This is a genomic window from Pantoea sp. SGAir0183 (assembly GCF_043545505.1).
This window is the reverse complement of record NZ_CP028053.1, coordinates 2,970,369-2,990,811: the sequence shown is the minus strand read 5'-3', so window position 1 is coordinate 2,990,811 and position 20,443 is coordinate 2,970,369. Positions and strand designations below refer to the sequence as shown.

The following is a 20,443-nucleotide window of genomic DNA, read 5'->3' as shown; positions in this document are numbered from 1 at the left end:
CATGAAGGTTATGACTACGTATCGCCTGAATCCCTTTACCTTATTGCTGACGTTATCGCTGGCAGGTTGCAGCGTGGGCCCGGACTACCAGGCGCCAAAACCTCAGCTGCCGGGCAGCTACCACGCGCTGGATTCTCAGGAGCGCTCGAAACCGCAGACGTCGGCAGTGGATACGCGCTGGTGGCGTAACTTCAACGATCCCCAACTGGACAGCCTGATTGCCCGCGCAATCGCGGGTAATCTGTCGTTGCAGCAGACCGTCCTGCGCATTGCGGGCGCGCGCGAGCAGTTATCTCAGGCGCAGGGCGGCTTGTTTCCCAGCCTGAACGGTTCGGCAAAAGTCACGCGTCAGCAACTGGGGCTGGAAGGTTTGCTGAAAGCGAATGGGGTCAATGACCAGGTAGACAGCACTGTCGCCAGCCAGTTGAACGGGCTGACGCAGCCCGTCACCTTATATCAGGGCAGCTTCGATGCCAGTTGGGAACTGGATCTGTGGGGCAAGGTACGACGTCAGATCGAATCAGCCAATGCACAGCAACAGGCGGCCATTGAGCAACGTAACGATGCGCTGGTGTCGCTGGAAGCGGAAGTTGTCCGTGCCTGGTTACAACTGCGTGGGGCGCAGGCAACCGTCAACACGCTGCAACAGCAAATCGCGGTGGCGGATCAGACCTGGCAACTGACACAAAGCCAGCAGCGCAATGGCCTGGCGCCGTTAACCGATGTGGAAAATGCCCGGGCACAGTTGAGCAGTTTACAGGCGCAGCTACCGCAGTATCAGGCGCAAACGCGTCAGGCGATGAACGGTCTGGCTGTGCTTATCGGTAAAACCCCCGGCGCGCTGGATGCAGAACTGCAGACGCCGAAAGCGCTGCCAGCCTTGCCGAATGCGGTCGCGGTCGGCATTCCCTCAACCTTAGCGCGTCGACGCCCGGATATTCGCCAGGCAGAGGCGAAACTCCATGCGCAAACCGCCGGGATCGGCGTTTCTGTCGCACAGCTGTTCCCCAGCCTCTCTCTCACCGGACAGTTGGGCGTGCGCAATACTGATGCCAGTTATCTGGACGACTGGAGCAGCCACTTCTATAGCGTGGGGCCTTCGCTGTCGATTCCTCTTTTTCAGGGGGGCCGGCTGGTTTCCAGCGTGAAGCTTGCACGTGCTCAGCAGGCCAGCGCGGCGCTGGATTATCGCCAGACGGTGCTGACGGCTTTGCAGGATGTCGAAAACGCCCTTGTGAGTTACCGGGCCGATCAGCAGCGCGTCACGGCGCTGGACGAAACGACCGGTGCACTGCAACGGACCTTTGATTTGGCGAGCGACAGCTATCGCCAGGGATTATCGACCTTCCTTGAGGTGCTTGATGCGCAGCGCCAGCTCGCCCAGGCCGAGGAGCAGGCAACACAGGCGCGCATGCAAAGCGGGCTGGATCTCGTGGCGCTCTACAAAGCGCTGGGCGGCGGCTGGGAAACCTATCAAAACGTTCAGCTCCCTCAGTATGACGTGTTTGGACCTGCGACCCAGGTAAATTAATCCTTCAGGCCGTGGCCTTTCGGCAGACCACGGCCTGTTATCAGACAGTGTAATACCTGCGCTTTATTATTTATCTGTTATATCGTTCAGTAAACTCATTTAATCACCCTTAAAGCTGGTGGTTTAAAAGGGTTGCTGGCTATTTAGCCGGCGCACTTACTGTGAAGCATAAATTGTCTGTAAATGTATTCAACCTTATAACGGCTGTGAAACGCCGTCGCCTTGCCTGTGCCGATGCAGCATTTTTGTCGGGGAGTGAAGGGGGACAAAGGCAATATCCCCACATTTTATTCGCCATAAAGCCGATATTATTGTGGCGAAGCGCGATAAACCTCGTACCCGACGTCAGCTATTTTGTTCACAGACCGCGTGTTCCGGGCGGAGAACGTCTGAGTCAGGACAGGCAAATTAATCCAAATTCTTCACCGGTGTTAAAAAATATTCAGCGTTAAAATTTAAAAGCGCATAGCGAATTCATACAGTAAGTGTAATCAATGAAATCGTTTACATTGTGCAAGGATAGCAGGCATTTAGTGTTAATTTGAGGTTAATTATCTCTCCACATAAGCATTCTGAATACTTCACTGACATTTAAAAAACCTATCGGAATTATCTGTAGTAATAAATTAATTTATTTTTTTATTTGAATTAGGTAATCTTGACGCTACAGTTTATTTAAACCCCTTAATCAAGGATATTGTGATGAGTGACGCATTTAAAGTTCTAAACAACATTCGCACATTACGTGCCCAGGCTCGTGAACTGCCACTGAGCGATCTGGAAGAAATTCTTGAGAAATTGACCGTTGTAGTAACGGAACGTCGTGAAGAAGCGCACGCTGAAGAACAACAGAATCGTGAAAAAGAAGAGAAGTTATCGAAATATCGCGAAATGCTGTTGGCTGATGGCATCGATCCTAATGAATTATTAGGTGCGCTGGAGCAGGGTAAAAAACGCACTAAGCGTGCGCCACGTCCGGCTAAATATTCTTACACCGACGAAAATGGCGAGAAAAAATCATGGACCGGCCAGGGCCGCACGCCAGCAGCAATTAAAAAAGCGCTGGACGAAGGTAAAAGCCTGGACAGCTTCCTGATCGATTAATCGACACAATCCTTGTAAGTGGTAGCCGGCGACATTTATGTCGCCGGCTTTTTTTATTTAAAAAACCCTGCTCTTTGCTTTATTACTCTCGCTGTCATGCACCCGGTGTGGCGTGCGCAGGTAGGGCTTCCCCTCTGCGCAGCGTCCGGTACGTTTAGCCAGCGGCTGGGTTAAGCGGCAAACGTACGGGCAGTGAAAATAAAAAGTCATGCGTTTTCAACAGACACTCATGCAAGGGTAGCCGGAGACTGGCGTGCGCTACGTCACATCTGGCATAATAGCCGCCGTTTTCCATCCACTCTCTTCACTAAGGTCAATGCCGTGTTAGTTAGCAGCAATATCACCATGCAGTTTGGCAGCAAGCCACTGTTCGAAAATATCTCCGTTAAATTTGGCGGGGGTAATCGGTACGGTTTAATCGGTGCGAACGGCAGCGGAAAATCCACCTTCATGAAGATTTTGGGTGGCGATTTGGTGCCGTCGGGCGGCAATGTTTCCTACGATCCCAATGAACGTATTGGTAAATTACGCCAGGACCAGTTCGCCTTTGAACAATATAGTGTGATTGATACGGTAATCATGGGGCACCATGAATTATGGGAAGTGAAACAGGAACGTGACCGTATTTATTCCCTGCCCGAAATGAGCGAAGAGGAAGGCTACAAAGTCGCAGACCTGGAAGTACAGTATGGCGAAATGGATGGTTACAGCGCGGAATCGCGCGCCGGTGAATTATTACTTGGCGTGGGCATCCCGGTTGAACAGCATTACGGGCCGATGAGCGAAATTGCGCCAGGCTTTAAATTACGCGTTCTTTTAGCCCAGGCCTTGTTTTCTAATCCGGATATTTTGCTGCTGGACGAACCGACCAACAACCTGGATATCGATACCATCCGTTGGCTGGAGCAGGTGTTAAACGAACGCGACAGCACCATGATTATCATTTCGCACGACCGTCACTTCCTCAATATGGTCTGCACGCACATGGCCGATCTGGACTATGGCGAGCTGCGCGTTTATTCCGGTAATTATGATGAATATATGACCGCGGCCACCCAGGCGCGTGAACGTCTGTTAGCGGATAACGCCAAGAAAAAAGCGCAAATTGCCGATCTGCAGTCGTTTGTCAGCCGCTTTAGTGCCAACGCTTCTAAATCGCGTCAGGCCACCTCGCGCGCTAAACAAATGGATAAAATAAAACTGGAAGAAGTGAAAGCCTCCAGCCGTCAGAATCCATATATCCGTTTTGAACAGGATAAGAAACTGTTCCGTAATGCGCTGGAAGTGGAAGGCCTGACGAAAGGCTTTGATAACGGTCCTCTGTTCAAAAATCTTAATCTGCTGCTGGAAGTCGGTGAAAAACTGGCGATATTAGGGGCTAACGGTATCGGTAAATCCACGCTGTTAAAAACCCTGGTCGGCGAACTGACGCCAGAAAGCGGCAGCGTTAAATGGTCCGAGAATGCCAAAATTGGCTATTACGCGCAGGACCACGCAGACGATTTTGCTGACGATCTGACGGTTTTTGACTGGATGAGTCAGTGGAAGCAGCCGGGCGATGATGAGCAGGCCGTACGCGGTATTCTTGGCCGCCTGTTGTTTTCTCAGGACGACATTAAAAAGCCCGCCAAGGTGCTGTCGGGTGGTGAGAAAGGGCGCATGCTGTTCGGCAAGCTGATGATGCAGAAGCCTAACATTCTGATTATGGATGAACCCACCAACCACCTGGATATGGAATCCATCGAGTCATTAAACATGGCGCTGGAAATGTATGAAGGCACGCTGATTTTCGTTTCCCATGACCGTGAATTCGTCAGCTCACTGGCGACGCGTGTTATGGAAATCAAGGCGGATCGCATCGTCGATTTCACCGGGAATTACGAAGACTACCTGCGCAGTCAGGGCATCGTTTAAGACCTGCGGGGTAGCGCTGACTACCCCGTTTTCTTTCGTGCATTTACCCGCCTTTTGTAATCGCTCACGCTCAGCGTTCAATCAGACCGGCCTTTAGCCTGTGCACTCAGAATGGCCACAGACTTCACAATTCGGATCCTGTGCGACATGCATCGTGCGAAACTCTGCGCGCATGGCATCATACATGAGCAAACGTGAGCGCGCGGGCGTGCCAAACCGGGTCAGCAGCTTTATCGCTTCCATCGCCTGCATGGCACCGACAACGCCCACCAGCGGCGCCATTACACCGGCTTCCACGCAGCTGAGCACCTGAGCGCCAAACAAACGGCTGATACAGCGGTAGCAGGGCGCACCAGGCTGCCAGTCAAACACACTCAACTGACCTTCCATGCGAATCGCCGCGCCCGAAACCAGAGGCACCTTCAGTTCATAACAAAGCCGGTTAAGCTGTTCACGCACGCTGACATTATCCGTGCAGTCGACCACGACCTGCTGCCTGGCGATGATCGCCCGCAGCGCGTTATCGTCCAACTGGCCGTGGACAGGATATAAATGACAGTGGGGATTGATCTCCGCCAGGCGTGCCCGGGCGGATTCGACCTTGGCCCGACCAATATCCGCATCATGATGCAGAATCTGTCGCTGCAGGTTTGAGAGCGAAACCGTATCAAAATCCAGCAGAGACAGGTGACCGACGCCCGCTGCCGCCAGATAAGGTGCGGCTGCACAGCCTAAACCGCCCAGGCCCACGACCAACACATGGCTGGCCTTCAGGGCTTCCTGTCCGTCAAAGTCAAACCCCCGCAGGACAATTTGCCGGTTATAGCGCAGCATTTCCTCGTGGCTGAGTTCGGGCAGCATTTATCCCTCCAGCAGGGCGTTGAAGGGCTCAACATCTACCCATTCTCCCGCCTCGACATAGCCGCGCTCACGCTCCAGTACGATAAAGCAGTTAGCCTGTGAAAACGAGCTGTACACATGCGAACCCTGGGCACCCGTGCTGATGACTTCTGTTTCACCCTCAGCATTTCGCCGCAGCACACCGCGCTGAAAATCCAGACGGCCTGGCGATTTTTTCAGTGCGCTTGCTGTACGCACGCGCTGACGTGGCGGTAAAGCCGAAGCTGACTGTCCGGTCAGACGGGCCAGCAGGGGCTGCACCAGTTGATAAAAGGTCACGACGGCCGAGACCGGATTGCCGGGCAGGCCGCAGAACCAGCTGTTTGCCAGGCGGCCAAAGGCGAAAGGTTTGCCCGGTTTAATGGCCAGCTTCCAGAAGCGAATACTGCCCAGTTCCTCCAGCATCGCCTTAGTAAAGTCGGCTTCACCGACAGAGACACCGCCGGTGCTGATGACCACATCGGCCTGGCGATCGGCGTCCATAAAGGCAGCCCGAAGGGCGACCGGATCGTCGCGAACAATGCCAAGATCGATCACCTCGCAGCCCAGCTTATGCAGCATGAGGGAGATGGCAAACCGGTTGGTGTCATAGATTTGCCCGTCAGACAACGGCTGGCCCACGGGTTGCAGCTCATCCCCGGTGGAGAAAATTGCCACGCGCAATTTGCGCAGCACCTTCACCGTGGCGATGCCTAATGAGGCCAGCAACGGCAGTTCCGCAGCGCCCAGGCGCACGCCAGGCGCAAGGACCTGATGGCCTGCCCGGATATCATCGCCGATCAGGCGGATGTTTTTTCCGGCTTTTACGGGCGCATCAATAACAATCTGTTCGCCCTGCAGATGGGTTTGCTCCTGCATGACGACGGCATCGCAGCCGTCCGGTACCGGCGCGCCCGTCATGATTCTGATGACGCTGCCCGCAGGCCAGTCACCCGAAAACGGCGCACCGGCAAAGGCTTTACCGGCAACCGTTAAGGGCTGACCCTCTTGTACATCAGCAAGCCTGACGGCATAACCGTCCATGGCTGAGTTGTTAAAAGGCGGTACATCAATGGGGGAGGTCACGCTGCAGGCGGTGATGCGCCCGGCCGCGTCAGTCAGGGGCACATCCAGGGATTCGGTGATGGGCGTCAGTTGCGCCAGCATCTTCTGTTGCGCGTCTTCAAGGGAAATCAGTCCGGCAGTAAAGCTTTCCATTATTGTCTCAGTCTGTCTGTTGCAATTGCTGACTATTATGGTGGCTTTTATCCTCAGAGTCACATCGGTATAAGCCACAACGAAAGGTTATTAGCGCGGGACCAGTTTCCGCTTTACAAGCTATGGCGGGCTTTCTATATTCAAAAATACGCTAACAAGACGTAAAACCATTCAAAATCAGTGTTTTTCCTTCTGATGCAACCACAGGGTAACGCATTATGGCTAAAGCAGTGATCGCCATTCATGGCGGCGCAGGCGCAATTACGCGTGCTGCCATGAGCGCAGAGAAAGAACAGGCTTATCGTCAGGCGCTTCACGATATTGTGACACATGGCCAAACCCTGCTGGCGCAGGGCGCATCCGCGCTGGATGTGGTGACTGAAGCGGTGCGCAGGCTGGAAGAGTGCCCGTTGTTTAATGCGGGTAAAGGTGCTGTGTTTACCCATCAGGGCACGCATGAGCTGGATGCCAGCATCATGGATGGCAGAACGCTGCAGGCTGGGGCAGTGGCGGGCGTCTCCCGGCTGCGCAACCCGGTACTGGCAGCGCGTGCGCTGTTAGACCACAGCCCGCATGTCCTGTTGATCGGGGAAGGGGCCGAAGCCTTTGCGTTTGCGCAGGGGCTTGAGCAGGTTGAACCGGATTTCTTTTCCACGCCTGAACGCCTGGAGCAACTGCAACGGGCGCTGCGCAGCGATGCCGCTGTGCTTGACCACGATGGCGCCGCCCAGGGCGGCGATCCTCTTGACCCGGATCGTAAGTTTGGCACGGTCGGTGCCGTGGCGCTGGATTTGGCGGGAAACCTGGCGGCGGCGACGTCGACCGGCGGCATGACCAATAAACAGCAGGGGCGCGTAGGCGACTCACCGTTGCCTGGCGCAGGCTGCTATGCCAGTAACGACAGCGCGGCGGTGTCCTGCACCGGCACTGGCGAAGTGTTTATCCGCACCCTGGCGGCCTACGATGTGGCGGCACAAATGCGTTACGCCGGGCGGACATTACAACAGGCCAGCGTCAATGTGATTCATGACAGCGTGCTGGAGCTGGGCGGCAGCGGTGGGCTGATTGCGGTTGATCGGGAGGGCAATGTGGCACTGCCGTTCAACAGCGAAGGCATGTACCGGGCTGTTGCCCGGGTGGATGACGTCGCAGAGGTCGCAATTTACCGTGAAAGCTAACAGCCAGCCTGACAGGCTCCCTCTGTCTCCCGAACAGGTGTTGGCGGTGCGCGACCTGAACGTACGTTTTCACCATGACGGCCAGGTGACCGAAGCCGTGCGTCATCTTTCACTTGATGTGTTTCGCGGCGAAACGCTGGCTTTAGTGGGCGAGTCCGGCTCGGGCAAATCCGTCACCTCACTGGCGATCATGCGCCTGTTGGCGCAGGACAGCGCAGAGGTCAGTGGTGAGATACGGCTGCGTCGACGCAGTGGTGAGGCACTGGATCTGATGCGGATGCCGCGCGGTCAGATGCCCAGGGTGCGCGGCGCGGATATGGCCATGATTTTTCAGGAACCGATGACCTCGCTGAATCCGGTGTTTACGGTAGGCGATCAGATCGCAGAATCCATTCGACTGCATCAGGGTAAAAGCCAGTCCGAAGCCCTGACGGAAGCGCGTCGTATGCTGGATCGGGTACGCATTCCTGACGCACAAAGTATGCTGCGCCGTTATCCTCACCAGCTTTCCGGCGGTATGCGGCAGCGCGTGATGATTGCGATGGCCCTGTCGTGTAAGCCTGCGCTGCTGATTGCCGACGAGCCGACTACTGCTCTGGACGTGACGATTCAGGCCCAGATCCTGCAACTGATCCGCGAGCTGCAGAAAGAGATGCAGATGGGCGTGATTTTTATCACTCACGATATGGGCGTGGTGGCGGAAATGGCGGACCGCGTCCAGGTGATGTATCGCGGTGAGGTGCTGGAAAACGCCCCTACCGCCGAGCTGTTCAGCGCACCGCAGCAGCCTTACACCCGGGCGTTGCTGGCCGCTGTCCCGACCCTGGGTGCGATGCAGGACCAGCCGCTGCCCGCGAAATTTCCTCTCCTGCTCAACGATGCGGCACCCGACGTACCGCAAAACACCGTACGTCACGATCGCCCGCCCATCCTGCAGGTGCGCAATCTGGTCACGCGCTTCGATATTCGCTCAGGATTACTGAATCGCGTAACGAGCCGGGTGCACGCGGTCGAGAACATCAGCTTTGATCTGTATGCAGGCGAAACGCTGGCGCTGGTGGGGGAATCCGGGTGCGGTAAATCGACCACCGGACGTTCACTGCTAAAACTGGTCGCCAGTCAGGGAGGCAGCATTATCTTTGACGGGCAGCGTATTAACGATCTTTCGGGAGCGGCGCTGGCGCATCTGCGGCGCGATATTCAGTTTATCTTCCAGGACCCTTATGCATCGCTCGATCCGCGCCTGACGGTGGGATTTTCGATTATGGAGCCGCTGCTGGTTCACAAGGTGATGCCACGACGCGAAGCGGAACAGCGCGTGGCCTGGTTACTGGAAAAGGTTGGCTTACTGCCGGAACACGCAAAGCGTTATCCGCATGAGTTTTCGGGTGGCCAGCGTCAGCGTATCTGCATCGCGCGGGCACTGGCGCTGAACCCCAAAGTGGTGATTGCCGATGAGTCGGTGTCCGCGCTTGATGTCTCCATTCAGGCACAAATCATCAACCTGATGCTAGACCTTCAGCGTGAATTTGGTATCGCCTTTTTGTTTATTTCCCATGATATGGCGGTGGTTGAGCGCATCAGCCACCGCGTAGCGGTGATGTATCTTGGACAGATTGTGGAAATCGGCCCACGTCAGTCGGTATTCGGGCAGCCACATCATCCGTATACCCAAAAATTAATGGCCGCCGTGCCGGTTGCCGACCCGACACGTCGGCAACGCGAGCGCAGTCTGCTGGTCGATGAGATCCCCAGCCCGATTCGTGCACTGGGCGATGAACCCGAACGGGTTTCGCTGATGGAAGTGGCCCCCGGTCATTTTGTGGCTCGCTCTGCCACCAGCGCGATCTGAAATAATACGCTATCGCCACGGCGATAAATCAGACAGGGATTACAGGAGAAAACAATGCAGATAACGATGCGTAGAAGCTTACTGGCAGCAGGGATATTAAGTAGCGTCATGACGCTGCCCGCCTGGGCCGCGGGTGATGCGGTGATCGCCGTCGCCTCTAATTTCACCACGCTTGATCCCTATGACGCTAACGACACCTTGTCCCAGGCGGTCGCGAAATCATTTTATCAGGGGCTGTTTGGCTTTGATAAAGATATGAAACTGACCAATGTGCTGGCGGACAGTTACACGGTGAGCGGCGATGGCCTGACCTACACCATTAAGCTGCACTCAGGCGTGAAGTTTCAGGATGGCACCGACTTTAATGCCGAGGCGGTCAAGGTCAACCTGGATCGGGCCAGTAATCCCGACAACCATCTCAAACGTTATAACCTGTTTAAATACATCGCCAGCACGGAAGCGGTCGATCCCACGACGGTGAAAATTACGCTGAAGCAGCCGTTCTCGGCCTTTATTAATATTCTGGCGCACCCTGCGGCGGTGATGATTTCCCCTGCCGCCCTGAAAAAATACGGTAAGGACATCGGTTTTCATCCGGTGGGCACCGGGCCGTTCGAATTTGTGACCTGGAATCAGACCGACTTTGTGAAGGTGAAGAAATGGGACGGCTACTGGAAAAAAGGCTATCCCAAACTCGACAGCATTACGTGGCGCCCGGTCGTGGATAACAATACGCGTGCGGCCATGCTGCAGACCGGTGAAGCGAACTTTGCCTTCCCGGTGCCTTATGAGCAGGCCAAATTGCTGGAGAAGGACAGCAAGCTGGACGTGGTGGTATCGCCCTCCATCATGCAGCGCTACATCAGCCTGAATGTGACACAAAAACCGTTTGATAATCCGAAAGTGCGTGAGGCGCTGGAGTACGCGATCAATCGCCAGGCACTGGTTAAAGTTGCGTTCGCCGGTTATGCCACACCTGCTACCGGCGTAGTGCCTCCCTCTATTGCCTATGCGCAAACGTATCCGCCCATTCCTTACGATCCCGCTAAAGCAAAAGCGTTGCTGAAAGAAGCGGGTTATCCGAACGGTTTCGACACCACGCTCTGGTCGTCGCATAACCACAGCACGGCACAGAAAGTGTTGCAGTTTGTTCAGCAGCAACTGGCACAGGTCGGCGTGAAGGTGAAAGTGACCGCGATGGATGCGGGACAGCGCGCAGCGGAAGTGGAAGGCAAGGGCCAGAAAGAGAGCGGCGTGCGCATGTTCTACACTGGCTGGTCAGCCTCAACGGGTGAAGCCGACTGGGCGCTGACGCCGTTGTTCGCAACCGCAGCCTGGCCACCGGCGATCTTCAACACGGCGTTTTACAGCAATCCGAAGGTGGATAAAGACCTGGCCGACGCGCTGAAAACGACCGATCAGGCGGAAAAAGCCAAACTGTATAAAGATGCGCAGGACACCATCTGGAACGATCATCCGTGGATCCCGCTGGTGGTGGAGCAACTGGTGTCCGCACACAGCAAAAACCTGAGCGGTTTTTACATGATGCCGGATACGTCATTCAGTTTTGATGACGCCGAGATGAAGTAAGTCGCCGGACCTGTTCTGTCCTGAACAGGATGTGTGATGCCCGGTGCCTCGTCAGCAATGAGGCACCGGGCAGGTCAGCTGCGCTGCTGACTGTTGTGTGGGATGTCACATGGTTAACTATTTTCTTAAACGCCTGCTGGGCCTGATTCCCACGCTGTTTATCGTGGCAGTGCTGGTGTTTCTGTTTGTCCATCTGCTGCCGGGCGATCCGGCGCGGCTGATTGCCGGACAGGAAGCCGATGCGTCTGTTGTGGCATTGGTCCGTCAGGAGCTGGGCCTGGATAAACCCCTGCCGGTGCAGTTTGTGCACTTTATCGTCAATGCGCTGCAGGGGGATTTTGGTCAGTCGCTGGTTTCCCGGCGTCCGGTTTCGGCGGAAATCGCTACGCGTTTTATGCCAACCCTGTGGCTGACGCTCACCAGCATGGTGTGGGCGGTGATCCTGGGCATGGCGATCGGCATTGTTTCGGCCGTATGGCGCAATCGCTGGCCGGATCGCCTCGGCATGACGCTCGCGGTTTCGGGTATCTCTTTTCCGGCTTTTGCCCTGGGCATGTTACTGATGGACGTGTTTTCCGTCCAGTTGGGCTGGTTGCCTACGGTGGGCGCAGACAGCTGGCAGCACTATATTTTGCCCTCTCTCACGCTGGGCGCGGCGGTAGCGGCTGTGATGGCCCGTTTCACCCGGGCATCCTTTGTGGAGGTGATGCAGGAAGATTACATGCGCACCGCGCGTGCCAAAGGCGTCAGTGAGTACCGCGTGGTGATTAAGCACGGTCTGCGGAATGCCATGATACCGGTGGTCACCATGATGGGCCTGCAGTTTGGTTTCCTGCTGGGTGGCTCGATTGTGGTTGAGGTCGTGTTCAACTGGCCGGGGCTGGGACGCCTGCTGGTGGATTCGGTACAGATGCGTGACTATCCGGTGATTCAGGCAGAGGTATTGCTGTTTTCGCTGGAGTTTATTTTGATCAATCTGATTGTCGATATGCTGTATGCCGTCATTAACCCGGCGATTCGCTTTAAGGACACCTGATGAAAAACTGGCGACGGGAAGCGGCACTCAAACACATGCCACTGCTGGACAGCAACCGGGTAAGAACGCCCTGGCGGGAATTCTGGCGACGCTTTCGTCGTCAGCCGGTCGCTCTGCTGGCGGGCCTGTTTGTCCTGGTGCTGATCGTACTGGCGTTTACGGCACCGTATGTTGCGCCATTCGATGCAGAAAATTACTTTGATTACGACCGACTTAACGACGGCCCCTCACTGGTGCACTGGTTTGGCGTGGATTCACTGGGACGCGATATCTTTAGCCGCGTGCTGGTGGGAACCCGAATTTCGCTTCTCGCCGGCTTCGTTTCCGTCGCGATAGGGGCGATAGTGGGGACGCTGGCAGGACTGCTGGCGGGCTACTATGAAGGCTGGTGGGACAGGATCACCATGCGCATCTGCGACGTGCTGTTTGCGTTTCCCGGCATTTTGCTGGCGATTGCCGTCGTGGCCATCATGGGCAGTGGCATCAGTAACGTCATTATCGCCGTGGCGATATTCAGTATTCCTGCCTTTGCCCGCCTGGTGCGTGGCAATACGCTGGTACTGAAACGGCAAACCTACATCGAGTCAGCCCGCAGTATCGGAGCGTCAGACTGGACGATCATGATACGTCACCTGCTGCCCGGCACGGTATCCTCTATTGTGGTGTACTTCACCATGCGCATCGGGACCTCGGTTATCACCGCCGCAAGCCTGTCATTTCTGGGGCTGGGCGCGCAGCCACCGACGCCAGAGTGGGGCGCGATGCTCAACGAAGCGCGCGCGGATATGGTTATCGCGCCGCACGTGGCGATTTTTCCGGCACTGGCTATTTTTTTCACGGTTTTAGCCTTTAATTTGCTTGGCGACGGGCTACGTGACGCACTTGATCCTAAACTGAAGACATGAAACCTTTTGACTATGAACAAGACTTCAGCACTATCGACTTCCGCAAACATCCTGAACGTTATCAGGTCGGGCGCGGTGAGCAGGGCGTGCTGATGGTCCAGCCCTATAAAGGCGAAATCCTGCCGCACTGGCGTTTTCGTACCGTTGAGGTTGCGAAAGCCTCGGCAGAAGAAATCATGCGGCTGTTCGAAGCCTATCGCCAGCAGGATGACTTTGTGGGCATGGACATGGCGCGCAAATTTATTCAAATGGGCTACACCCGTGCGCGCCGCTACAGCAACCATAAGGGCGGACGGAAATACGATGCGGAGGGCAAGGAGTTGCCCCGGGGCAGGGACGAAGAAAAGGCCGCTGCGGCGGCCATTTTCAAAGCGTACTGGGATAAGCTACGGGCAGATGACGATTATCTGGCGCGCAAAAAAGCGCACCAGCAGAAGTATGGTTAGACGCGGCTCGCCCATAAATCGTATTCGTCAGCATGTTCCACTTTGACACGCAGAACATCGCCCGGCTTAACGTTGCTCTCGCCATTCAGATAGACGGCACCATCGATCTCTGGCGCGTCAGCCATGCTGCGACCAATCGCGCCTTCTTCATCGACTTCATCGATGATGACCATAATTTCACGGCCGATTTTTTCCTGCAGGCGCTCGGCAGAGATCTGCTGCTGCAACTGCATAAAGCGGTCATAACGTTCCTGTTTCACTGCGTCATCGACCGGATCGGGTAACTGGTTTGCCGTTGCGCCTTCAACCGGGCTGTACTGGAAGCAACCCACACGATCCAGACGCGCTTCTTTAATAAAGTCGAGCAGCATCTGGAAGTCTTCTTCGGTTTCGCCGGGGAAGCCTACAATAAACGTTGAGCGCAGCGTCAGCGTCGGGCAGATCTCACGCCAGCGCTTAATGCGCTCCAGCGTGCGTTCCACGGCACCCGGACGCTTCATCAGCTTCAGAATGCGTGGGCTGGCGTGCTGAAGCGGGATATCCAGATACGGCAGAATCTTGCCTTCTGCCATCAGTGGAATCACGTCGTCCACGTGAGGATAAGGATAAACATAATGCAGGCGAACCCACACGCCGAGTTTCGCTAACTGCTCGCACAGGCTCACCATGCTGGTTTTCACCGGCGCGCCGTTCCAGAACCCTGTGCGGTGTTTCACGTCCACGCCGTAAGCCGAGGTATCCTGCGAAATGACCAGCAACTCTTTCACGCCCGCTTCAACCAGCCGTTTTGCTTCGTCCAGCACTTCGCCAATGGCACGACTGTCGAGATCGCCGCGCATAGACGGGATGATACAGAAGGTGCAGCGATGGTTGCAGCCTTCAGAAATTTTCAGGTAAGCGTAATGACGCGGCGTCAGCTTCACGCCCTGTTGCGGCACCAGACTCAGGAACGGATTATGTTGGGGCTTCGGCACGTAGCGGTGCACGTGCGACAGCACTTGTTCATAGCTGTGCGGACCGGTGATTTCCAGTACCTTCGGGTGCACTTCGCGAATCTGGTCGACTTTCGCCCCCAGGCAGCCGGTCACAATCACCTTGCCGTTTTCGTTCAGGGCTTCACCGATCGCTTCCAGCGATTCCTGGACGGCGCTGTCGATGAATCCGCAGGTGTTGACGATAACGATTTCCGCATCGTCATAGCGTGGGACCACCTCATAGCCCTCGGTGCGCAGTTCCGTCAGAATGCGCTCAGAGTCGACAAGGTTTTTGGGGCAGCCAAGCGAGACAAATCCCACGCGCGGCGGCAGTGTAGTAGTAGTGGACATAAGGTGGTTTCCGGTTCAGCACAGCAATGGCGCGCGATTTTACCTGTGTTGCGATGAAAATTGTAGCGTTATCTGACCTCAGGCATAACAGTGTAAAGTCACGCAAAAAACCGTAAAGGGTTCCCGAGAGTGACAGGCGTTTAAGCCGATGATCGGAAAGGAAGAAAACCGCAGTAACCCGCCGTTTTGCAAAAGGATTTCTAATAAATAGCTAAAAATTAATTCGTTAATTTTCTTATCAACGCAGGTGATAACGCCATTTGAAGGTCATATTGTTGGTTGATATTTGCTTGTTTTCATTAATAATGATTCGCTTAACAAGTGCTGAGAGCCTGGCCTTTCAGACAATGACGTGGATAATGTGAGAGCAAAATAATGAAAGAGATCATTAACGGGTTTCTGAGTTTTCAGCAGACTGTCTTTCCTGAAAGAGAGGCGCTGTTTAAAAGTCTGGCCTCAAATCAGAACCCGAAAGCCCTGTTTATCTCTTGCTCAGACAGCCGTCTGGTGCCGGAGCTGGTCACGCAGCAGGAACCCGGGCAGCTATTCGTTATCCGTAATGCGGGCAACATTGTGCCGTCTTTTGGGCCGGAGCCGGGTGGCGTGTCAGCCACCATTGAGTATGCGGTGATGGTGCTGGGCGTTTCTGACATCATCATCTGTGGTCACTCTAACTGCGGTGCGATGAACGCGATTTCGTCCTGTGCCTGCATGGACAGCATGCCAGCCGTCGAGCACTGGCTGCGCTTTGCCGATGCGGCCAAAGCGGTGGTGGAGCAGCGTGACTATGAATCACCCGAGAAAAAGCTCAACGCTATGGTGCAGGAGAACGTGATTGCGCAGCTAAACAACATGAAAACCCATCCTTCGGTGTCGGTAGGGTTACGTCAGGGCAAGCTGCGTCTGCATGGCTGGGTTTACGACATTGAGTCGGGCACCATTCTGGCGCTCACGCCGGGCGGTAAAGAGTTCATCTCACTGGCGGATAATCCCGAGACCTTTTTCGAGTAAGTTCCGTTTGCCCGCGCCGTTCAGGTCGCGGGCCCCTTACCGCCTGTTTTTTCATCCCGTCTTTATCACGCCCACGCTGTTTAATCTTTTGTAAATCCTCAACATCATGCCGGACAGGCTGACTACGCTTAAACACACTGCCTCTGTCTGGAGAATGCTATGACCCGTGTTTCCACCCTACTGTTACTGAATGGCGCGTTACTCGTTTCCAGCCCGTTATGGGCGGATGATCTGACGGTGAAGGTGCTTCAGGATAAGCTGGACCATCCCTGGTCGGTGGCCTTTTTGCCGGATAACCAGACGTTACTCATCACTGAACGTGCCGGCCAGTTGCGTAGCTGGCGACCTGATACCGGTTTATCTGAGCCGATTAAGGGCGTGCCCGCGGTGTGGGCGCAGCGACAGAGCGGCCTGCTGGATGTGGTGCTGGCCCCGGATTTTGCCCAGAGCCGTCGGGTGTGGCTCAGCTATACCAAAGCGGACAGCGACGGCAAGGCGGGGGCCGTCGTGGGTTATGGCACACTCGGCGACGATCATCGCCAGCTGACCGATTTTCATGAAGTCATCAGCCAAACGCCCCGGCTCTCAAGCGGCAACAATATTGGCACCCGGCTGGCCTTTGACCGTCAGGGGTTCGTGTGGATTGCCTTCGGGGATAATTTTGTCAGCAGCGCCGCCCAGGATCTCGACAAGCTGCAGGGAAAACTGCTGCGCCTGAACGGCGACGGTAGCGTCCCCAGGGATAATCCTTTCGTGGGCAGGCAGGGCGCCCGGCCTGAAATCTGGGCCTACGGTTTACGTAACCCACAAGGCCTGGCGCTTAATCCCTGGACACAGGTCATGTGGGAAAGTGAGCACGGCCCACGTGGTGGCGATGAGGTCAACGTGATCGAAAAAGGGAAAAATTATGGTTGGCCGCTGGCGACCTATGGGATTGATTACAACGGCAGCAAGGTTCCTGAATCGAAAGGCACGCACGTGGCGGGCACGGAACAGCCGGTATTTTACTGGAAAGTTTCACCGGCGCTAAGCGGCATGGCCTTTTATAACAGTGCCCGTTTCCCCCAGTGGAAAAACTCGCTCTTTATCGGGGCGCTGAAAGAGAAGCAACTGATTCGACTGCGTGTCAATGGTGAAAAAGTCGTTGAGGCGCAACGCCTGCTGGGTGAGCGAAACGAACGCATTCGTGATGTCCGCCAGGGGCCGGATGGGTATCTGTATGTGTTGACGGATGAAGCTAACGGCAAGCTCCTGAAGGTAGGGCTGGCGCAGGACGCCAGCGCCTCCCGCGGTTAACTTAACGCGCCCAGTGGTAAACCGGCCAGCCGCGTTTTTCGGCTTCCTGGCGTAACGGTTCCGCAGGGTTAATCACGTGAGCATAATCGGCCTGCACCAGCATCGGCAGGTCGTTCAGAGAATCACTGTAAGCCCAGGTATGTGAGTAGTGTTCATCCGGCCGCTGGGCTTTCCATTCTTCCACACGCGTCACTTTGCCCTGCTGAAAGGTCATCGTTCCGTAGGTGTTGCCGCTGTAGCGCTCATCCACCACTTCCACACCGATGGCGAGGGCACCGCAGGCCCCTAACTGGCGGGCAATCGGCGTCACCAGATGTTCACCGCTGGCGGAGATAACAATGATTCTGTCGCCACGTGACTGATGCCATTTGAGACGTTCCCGGGCTTCAGGATAGACGCGCGGCATAATGTCGCGATGAATAAAGCGGCGGATCCAGCCCTCAACCGTCAGGGTCGCCATGCCGCTTAACGGGGACAGCGTTTTATGCATATAGTTTTCAATGGACAGCGTCCCGGCGTAATACTGGCGCATAAGCGCCTGCTCTTCCTCAATCAGCTCACTGGACGCAAAGCCTTGTGAAACCAGCCAGCGCAGCCACAGGCCGGTGCTGTCTTCACTAATCAGCGTTTCATCCAGATCAAACAGTGCCAGGTCCATACGGGTTCTCCTCGAGTGAATAGCGTCAGGTTAACCCAGTTTTGTGACGGCCTTAACTTTCTGATGAAAATTTCGGAATTTAACGCATTTTTATGGACGACACTGTTGCCGGAAAATGGCACGCGCGCGGCGGTCATGCCAGGGTTAATCTACTAAAATCTATAAAACTTTACGATTAAGCGGTTTTTTTCAGTCACGCCAGCGGGTAGCGTTCTGACAGAGGGTTTCACGCCTTTGACTTTCCGTTTTAACAAGGACAATCCGGTCAAGCTCATGACAAAAACTAGCTTCTCATCTCACCTGCGGCGCGTCGCTGCCACCTCTTTGCTACTGATTGCACCGATGACTGTATTGGCAGTACAGGCACCGGATGCTCCTCAAATTGATGCCAAAGCCTGGATCTTAATCGACTATGCCAGCGGCAAGGTCCTGACCGAGTCCAATGCGGACCAGCGGCTTGATCCAGCCAGCCTGACCAAAATGATGACCAGCTATGTGGTTGGGCAGGCAATTAAAGCCGGCAAAATTAAGCCAGATGACATGGTGACCGTAGGACAGGATGCCTGGGCGACCGGCAACCCCAAACTGCGCGGATCGTCGCTGATGTTTCTTAAACCGGGCGATCGTATTCCGGTGCATGAGCTGAATAAAGGCATTGTGATCCAGTCAGGCAATGATGCCTGTATCGCGCTGGCCGACTATGTGGCAGGCAGTCAGGACGCGTTTATCGGGCTGATGAATAACTACGTTAAAGCGCTGGGGCTGACCAATACACATTTCATGACGGTACACGGTCTGGATGCGGAAGGGCAGTACAGTACCGCACGGGATATGGCGCTGCTTGGTCAGGCGTTGATCCGCGACGTGCCGGAAGAGTACGCACTGAATAAAGAGAAAGAGTTCACCTTCAATCATATTCGCCAGATGAACCGCAACCGTCTGCTCTGGAGCACCAACCTTCACGTTGACGGCATCAAGACGGGCCATACGTCAGGCGCAGGTAATAATCTGGTCGCCTCGGCAACCGAGGGCGATATGCGACTGATTTCGGTGGTGCTGGGCACCGCCAGCGATGCCATTCGCTTCCGCGAAAGCGAAAAGCTGCTGACGTGGGGTTTCCGCTTCTTCGAAACGGTTACGCCAGTAAAAGCGGATGCCCCGTTCGCCCAGCAGCGCGTCTGGTTTGGTGATCAGAGTCAGGTCAGTCTGGGCGTGGCGAAGGATGCCGCGCTGACCATTCCAAAAGGTCAGATGAAAAACCTGAAAGCCAGCTATACGCTGTCATCGCCCCAGTTAGAAGCGCCGCTGAAGAAAAATCAGGTCGTCGGCACCATTAATTTCCAGCTGGATGGCAAAACCATTGAACAAAGGCCACTGGTCGTGCTGCAGGATGTGCCGGAGGGCGGCTTCTTCAGCCGGATGATCGATTTTGTGATGATGAAGTTCAACGGCTGGTTCGGGAAGTGGTTCAGCTAACAATCAGGGACGCGAGGGCGTCCCTTTTTTACGGCAGGCGGCCCGTTTGGCCCTGAAATCCACGTACGTTTGCGCCGACATCAGCAAAAGATTAACTCTGCGTCCAGCCTTTACGAATCGGTAGCGCAAACAGCAGTCGGTAAGCGGGGTTAAGAACATTCAACAGGCGTTCACCATAAAGCTGCCAGGCAAGATGCGACGCCAGACAACCCAGCATACCTACCAGCAAGCCGCCCAGCATATCCATTGGCCAGTGCACGCCCAAATAAATACGTGACCAGGCGATTGCGGTACCTACGACCATCAGGATGACGCCTGACCAGAGGCGGTGCCAGAAGAGAAAGGCCAGCGCAAAAGTAAAAATGGTGGTGCCATGATCGCTCGGATACGAGTCGTCAGGTGCGTGATGAAGAAACTGATAACCGAAACCAATGGCGAAAGGCCGCGGATGCGGTAACAGTTGACCAACGCACCAGGATATCGCCAGTGCGTAAAGTAGCGCGATGCCGGTTTTCAGCACCAGCACACGCTGTGACGCAACCTGATCGCGCGGGCCCCATAACCACAACGCCACAATCAAAAGTGGCACGATGGCAATGACGTCTCTGGCAATAAACGTGGCAAGCTGCAGTAACCAGTGAGGTGAGTCGGGCGTCGCGTTAATCGCCGTGAACAGGGTACGGTTTAATTCTTCCATTACGTGAACGGTTCCTCGTTTTACTGATGTTCAGATTTTCTCGATCCAAAAAAAGCCTGACAAGCAGGTCAAACCGGATGGAGTCTGTCGCATCTGCCAGCACACATTGCTAACAAATTAAGTCAGCTATCCTGAATCCAGATGCCCGGCGAGTCCATCACAAGGTTCTTAATCTGCACAGAGGTTGCAATGCGGTTTAACTTTTATGACTTTTTTGTGTTAAAAAGGACGGGAGAAAAGCAGGCATAAAAAAACCCGCCGGGAAAAAGACCAGCGGGCTCCACAATTTGGGGATTTCAAAGAAAAGCAGTGGCACTTATTCAGACT

At 55.1% G+C, this 20,443-nt stretch carries 17 protein-coding genes; 12 read left to right on the top strand and 5 right to left on the bottom strand.

What is annotated here, in order from left to right:
• Nucleotide 1: 1 nt before the first annotated feature.
• The 3 genes from C1N59_RS13885 (at nucleotide 2) to C1N59_RS13875 (ending at nucleotide 4,549) form a co-directional block, all read left to right on the top strand.
• Nucleotides 2-1,531 (top strand): efflux transporter outer membrane subunit, encoded by a 1,530-nt coding sequence (locus C1N59_RS13885; protein ID WP_058701048.1) that lies wholly within the window; start codon nucleotides 2-4, stop codon nucleotides 1,529-1,531.
• Nucleotides 1,532-2,233: 702 nt separating this feature from the next.
• On the top strand, nucleotides 2,234-2,635 hold the full coding sequence (locus C1N59_RS13880; RefSeq protein ID WP_014606234.1) for an H-NS family histone-like protein: 402 nt from the start codon (nucleotides 2,234-2,236) through the stop codon (nucleotides 2,633-2,635).
• A 321-nt stretch (nucleotides 2,636-2,956) separates the two neighbouring features.
• On the top strand, nucleotides 2,957-4,549 hold the full coding sequence (locus C1N59_RS13875) for an ABC-F family ATPase (protein WP_039341417.1): 1,593 nt from the start codon (nucleotides 2,957-2,959) through the stop codon (nucleotides 4,547-4,549).
• Between the two features lie 93 nt (nucleotides 4,550-4,642).
• On the opposite strand, the gene moeB is transcribed toward C1N59_RS13875, so the two are convergent.
• Together moeB and moeA are read right to left on the bottom strand one after the other, a co-directional pair.
• Complete coding sequence (moeB, locus tag C1N59_RS13870; RefSeq protein ID WP_394549743.1) at nucleotides 4,643-5,410, bottom strand: molybdopterin-synthase adenylyltransferase MoeB; 768 nt, start codon at nucleotides 5,408-5,410, stop codon at nucleotides 4,643-4,645.
• The gene (gene moeA, locus C1N59_RS13865; RefSeq protein ID WP_394549741.1) at nucleotides 5,411-6,646 is read right to left on the bottom strand and encodes a molybdopterin molybdotransferase MoeA; all 1,236 of its coding nucleotides are present in this window, start codon (nucleotides 6,644-6,646) and stop codon (nucleotides 5,411-5,413) included. It abuts the gene before it with no gap.
• Nucleotides 6,647-6,864: 218 nt separating this feature from the next.
• Here moeA and C1N59_RS13860 point away from each other — a divergent pair, with 218 nt between their 5' ends.
• From C1N59_RS13860 to C1N59_RS13835, 6 genes are all read left to right on the top strand, one after another.
• The gene (locus tag C1N59_RS13860) at nucleotides 6,865-7,824 is read left to right on the top strand and encodes an isoaspartyl peptidase/L-asparaginase family protein (RefSeq protein ID WP_033737675.1); all 960 of its coding nucleotides are present in this window, start codon (nucleotides 6,865-6,867) and stop codon (nucleotides 7,822-7,824) included.
• Nucleotides 7,787-9,676, top strand: coding sequence for a dipeptide ABC transporter ATP-binding protein (locus C1N59_RS13855; RefSeq protein ID WP_081049466.1), 1,890 nt, complete (start codon nucleotides 7,787-7,789; stop codon nucleotides 9,674-9,676). The genes C1N59_RS13860 and C1N59_RS13855 overlap by 38 nt, the downstream gene beginning before the upstream one ends.
• Nucleotides 9,677-9,730: 54 nt before the next feature.
• Nucleotides 9,731-11,266 carry a glutathione ABC transporter substrate-binding protein GsiB gene (gene gsiB / locus C1N59_RS13850; RefSeq protein ID WP_033737674.1) on the top strand — a complete coding sequence of 512 codons (1,536 nt, stop codon included), beginning with the start codon at nucleotides 9,731-9,733 and terminating at the stop codon, nucleotides 11,264-11,266.
• Between the two features lie 109 nt (nucleotides 11,267-11,375).
• The gene (gene gsiC / locus C1N59_RS13845) at nucleotides 11,376-12,302 is read left to right on the top strand and encodes a glutathione ABC transporter permease GsiC (protein ID WP_058701044.1); all 927 of its coding nucleotides are present in this window, start codon (nucleotides 11,376-11,378) and stop codon (nucleotides 12,300-12,302) included.
• The gene (gene gsiD, locus C1N59_RS13840; RefSeq protein WP_394549739.1) at nucleotides 12,302-13,207 is read left to right on the top strand and encodes a glutathione ABC transporter permease GsiD; all 906 of its coding nucleotides are present in this window, start codon (nucleotides 12,302-12,304) and stop codon (nucleotides 13,205-13,207) included. Before gsiC ends, gsiD begins: the two co-directional genes overlap by 1 nt.
• Nucleotides 13,204-13,653 (top strand): DUF4385 domain-containing protein, encoded by a 450-nt coding sequence (locus C1N59_RS13835; protein ID WP_033737673.1) that lies wholly within the window; start codon nucleotides 13,204-13,206, stop codon nucleotides 13,651-13,653. Before gsiD ends, C1N59_RS13835 begins: the two co-directional genes overlap by 4 nt.
• On the opposite strand, the gene rimO is transcribed toward C1N59_RS13835, so the two are convergent.
• Nucleotides 13,650-14,978, bottom strand: a complete 1,329-nt coding sequence (rimO, locus tag C1N59_RS13830) for a 30S ribosomal protein S12 methylthiotransferase RimO (protein ID WP_039341398.1) — start codon at nucleotides 14,976-14,978, stop codon at nucleotides 13,650-13,652. The two genes, C1N59_RS13835 and rimO, sit on opposite strands and share 4 nt — an antisense overlap.
• Before the next feature lie 375 nt (nucleotides 14,979-15,353).
• On the opposite strand from rimO, the gene C1N59_RS13825 reads away from it, so the two are divergent.
• On the top strand, nucleotides 15,354-15,989 hold the full coding sequence (locus tag C1N59_RS13825; RefSeq protein ID WP_033737671.1) for a carbonic anhydrase: 636 nt from the start codon (nucleotides 15,354-15,356) through the stop codon (nucleotides 15,987-15,989).
• 159 nt (nucleotides 15,990-16,148) lie between these two features.
• Nucleotides 16,149-17,285 carry a PQQ-dependent sugar dehydrogenase gene (locus C1N59_RS13820; protein WP_394549737.1) on the top strand — a complete coding sequence of 379 codons (1,137 nt, stop codon included), beginning with the start codon at nucleotides 16,149-16,151 and terminating at the stop codon, nucleotides 17,283-17,285.
• A gap of 1 nt (nucleotide 17,286) precedes the next feature.
• Here C1N59_RS13820 and C1N59_RS13815 read toward each other — a convergent pair whose 3' ends face one another.
• Nucleotides 17,287-17,943, bottom strand: coding sequence for an HAD family hydrolase (locus tag C1N59_RS13815; RefSeq protein WP_058701042.1), 657 nt, complete (start codon nucleotides 17,941-17,943; stop codon nucleotides 17,287-17,289).
• A gap of 273 nt (nucleotides 17,944-18,216) precedes the next feature.
• Between C1N59_RS13815 and C1N59_RS13810 the strand changes: the two genes are divergently transcribed.
• Nucleotides 18,217-19,419: a serine hydrolase gene (locus C1N59_RS13810; RefSeq protein ID WP_058701041.1), complete on the top strand. Its 1,203-nt coding sequence runs from the start codon at nucleotides 18,217-18,219 to the stop codon at nucleotides 19,417-19,419.
• A gap of 91 nt (nucleotides 19,420-19,510) precedes the next feature.
• Here the strand turns inward: C1N59_RS13810 and ybjG are convergent, their stop codons facing one another.
• Nucleotides 19,511-20,116, bottom strand: a complete 606-nt coding sequence (gene ybjG, locus C1N59_RS13805; RefSeq protein WP_033737669.1) for an undecaprenyl-diphosphate phosphatase — start codon at nucleotides 20,114-20,116, stop codon at nucleotides 19,511-19,513.
• Nucleotides 20,117-20,443 lie beyond the last annotated feature (327 nt).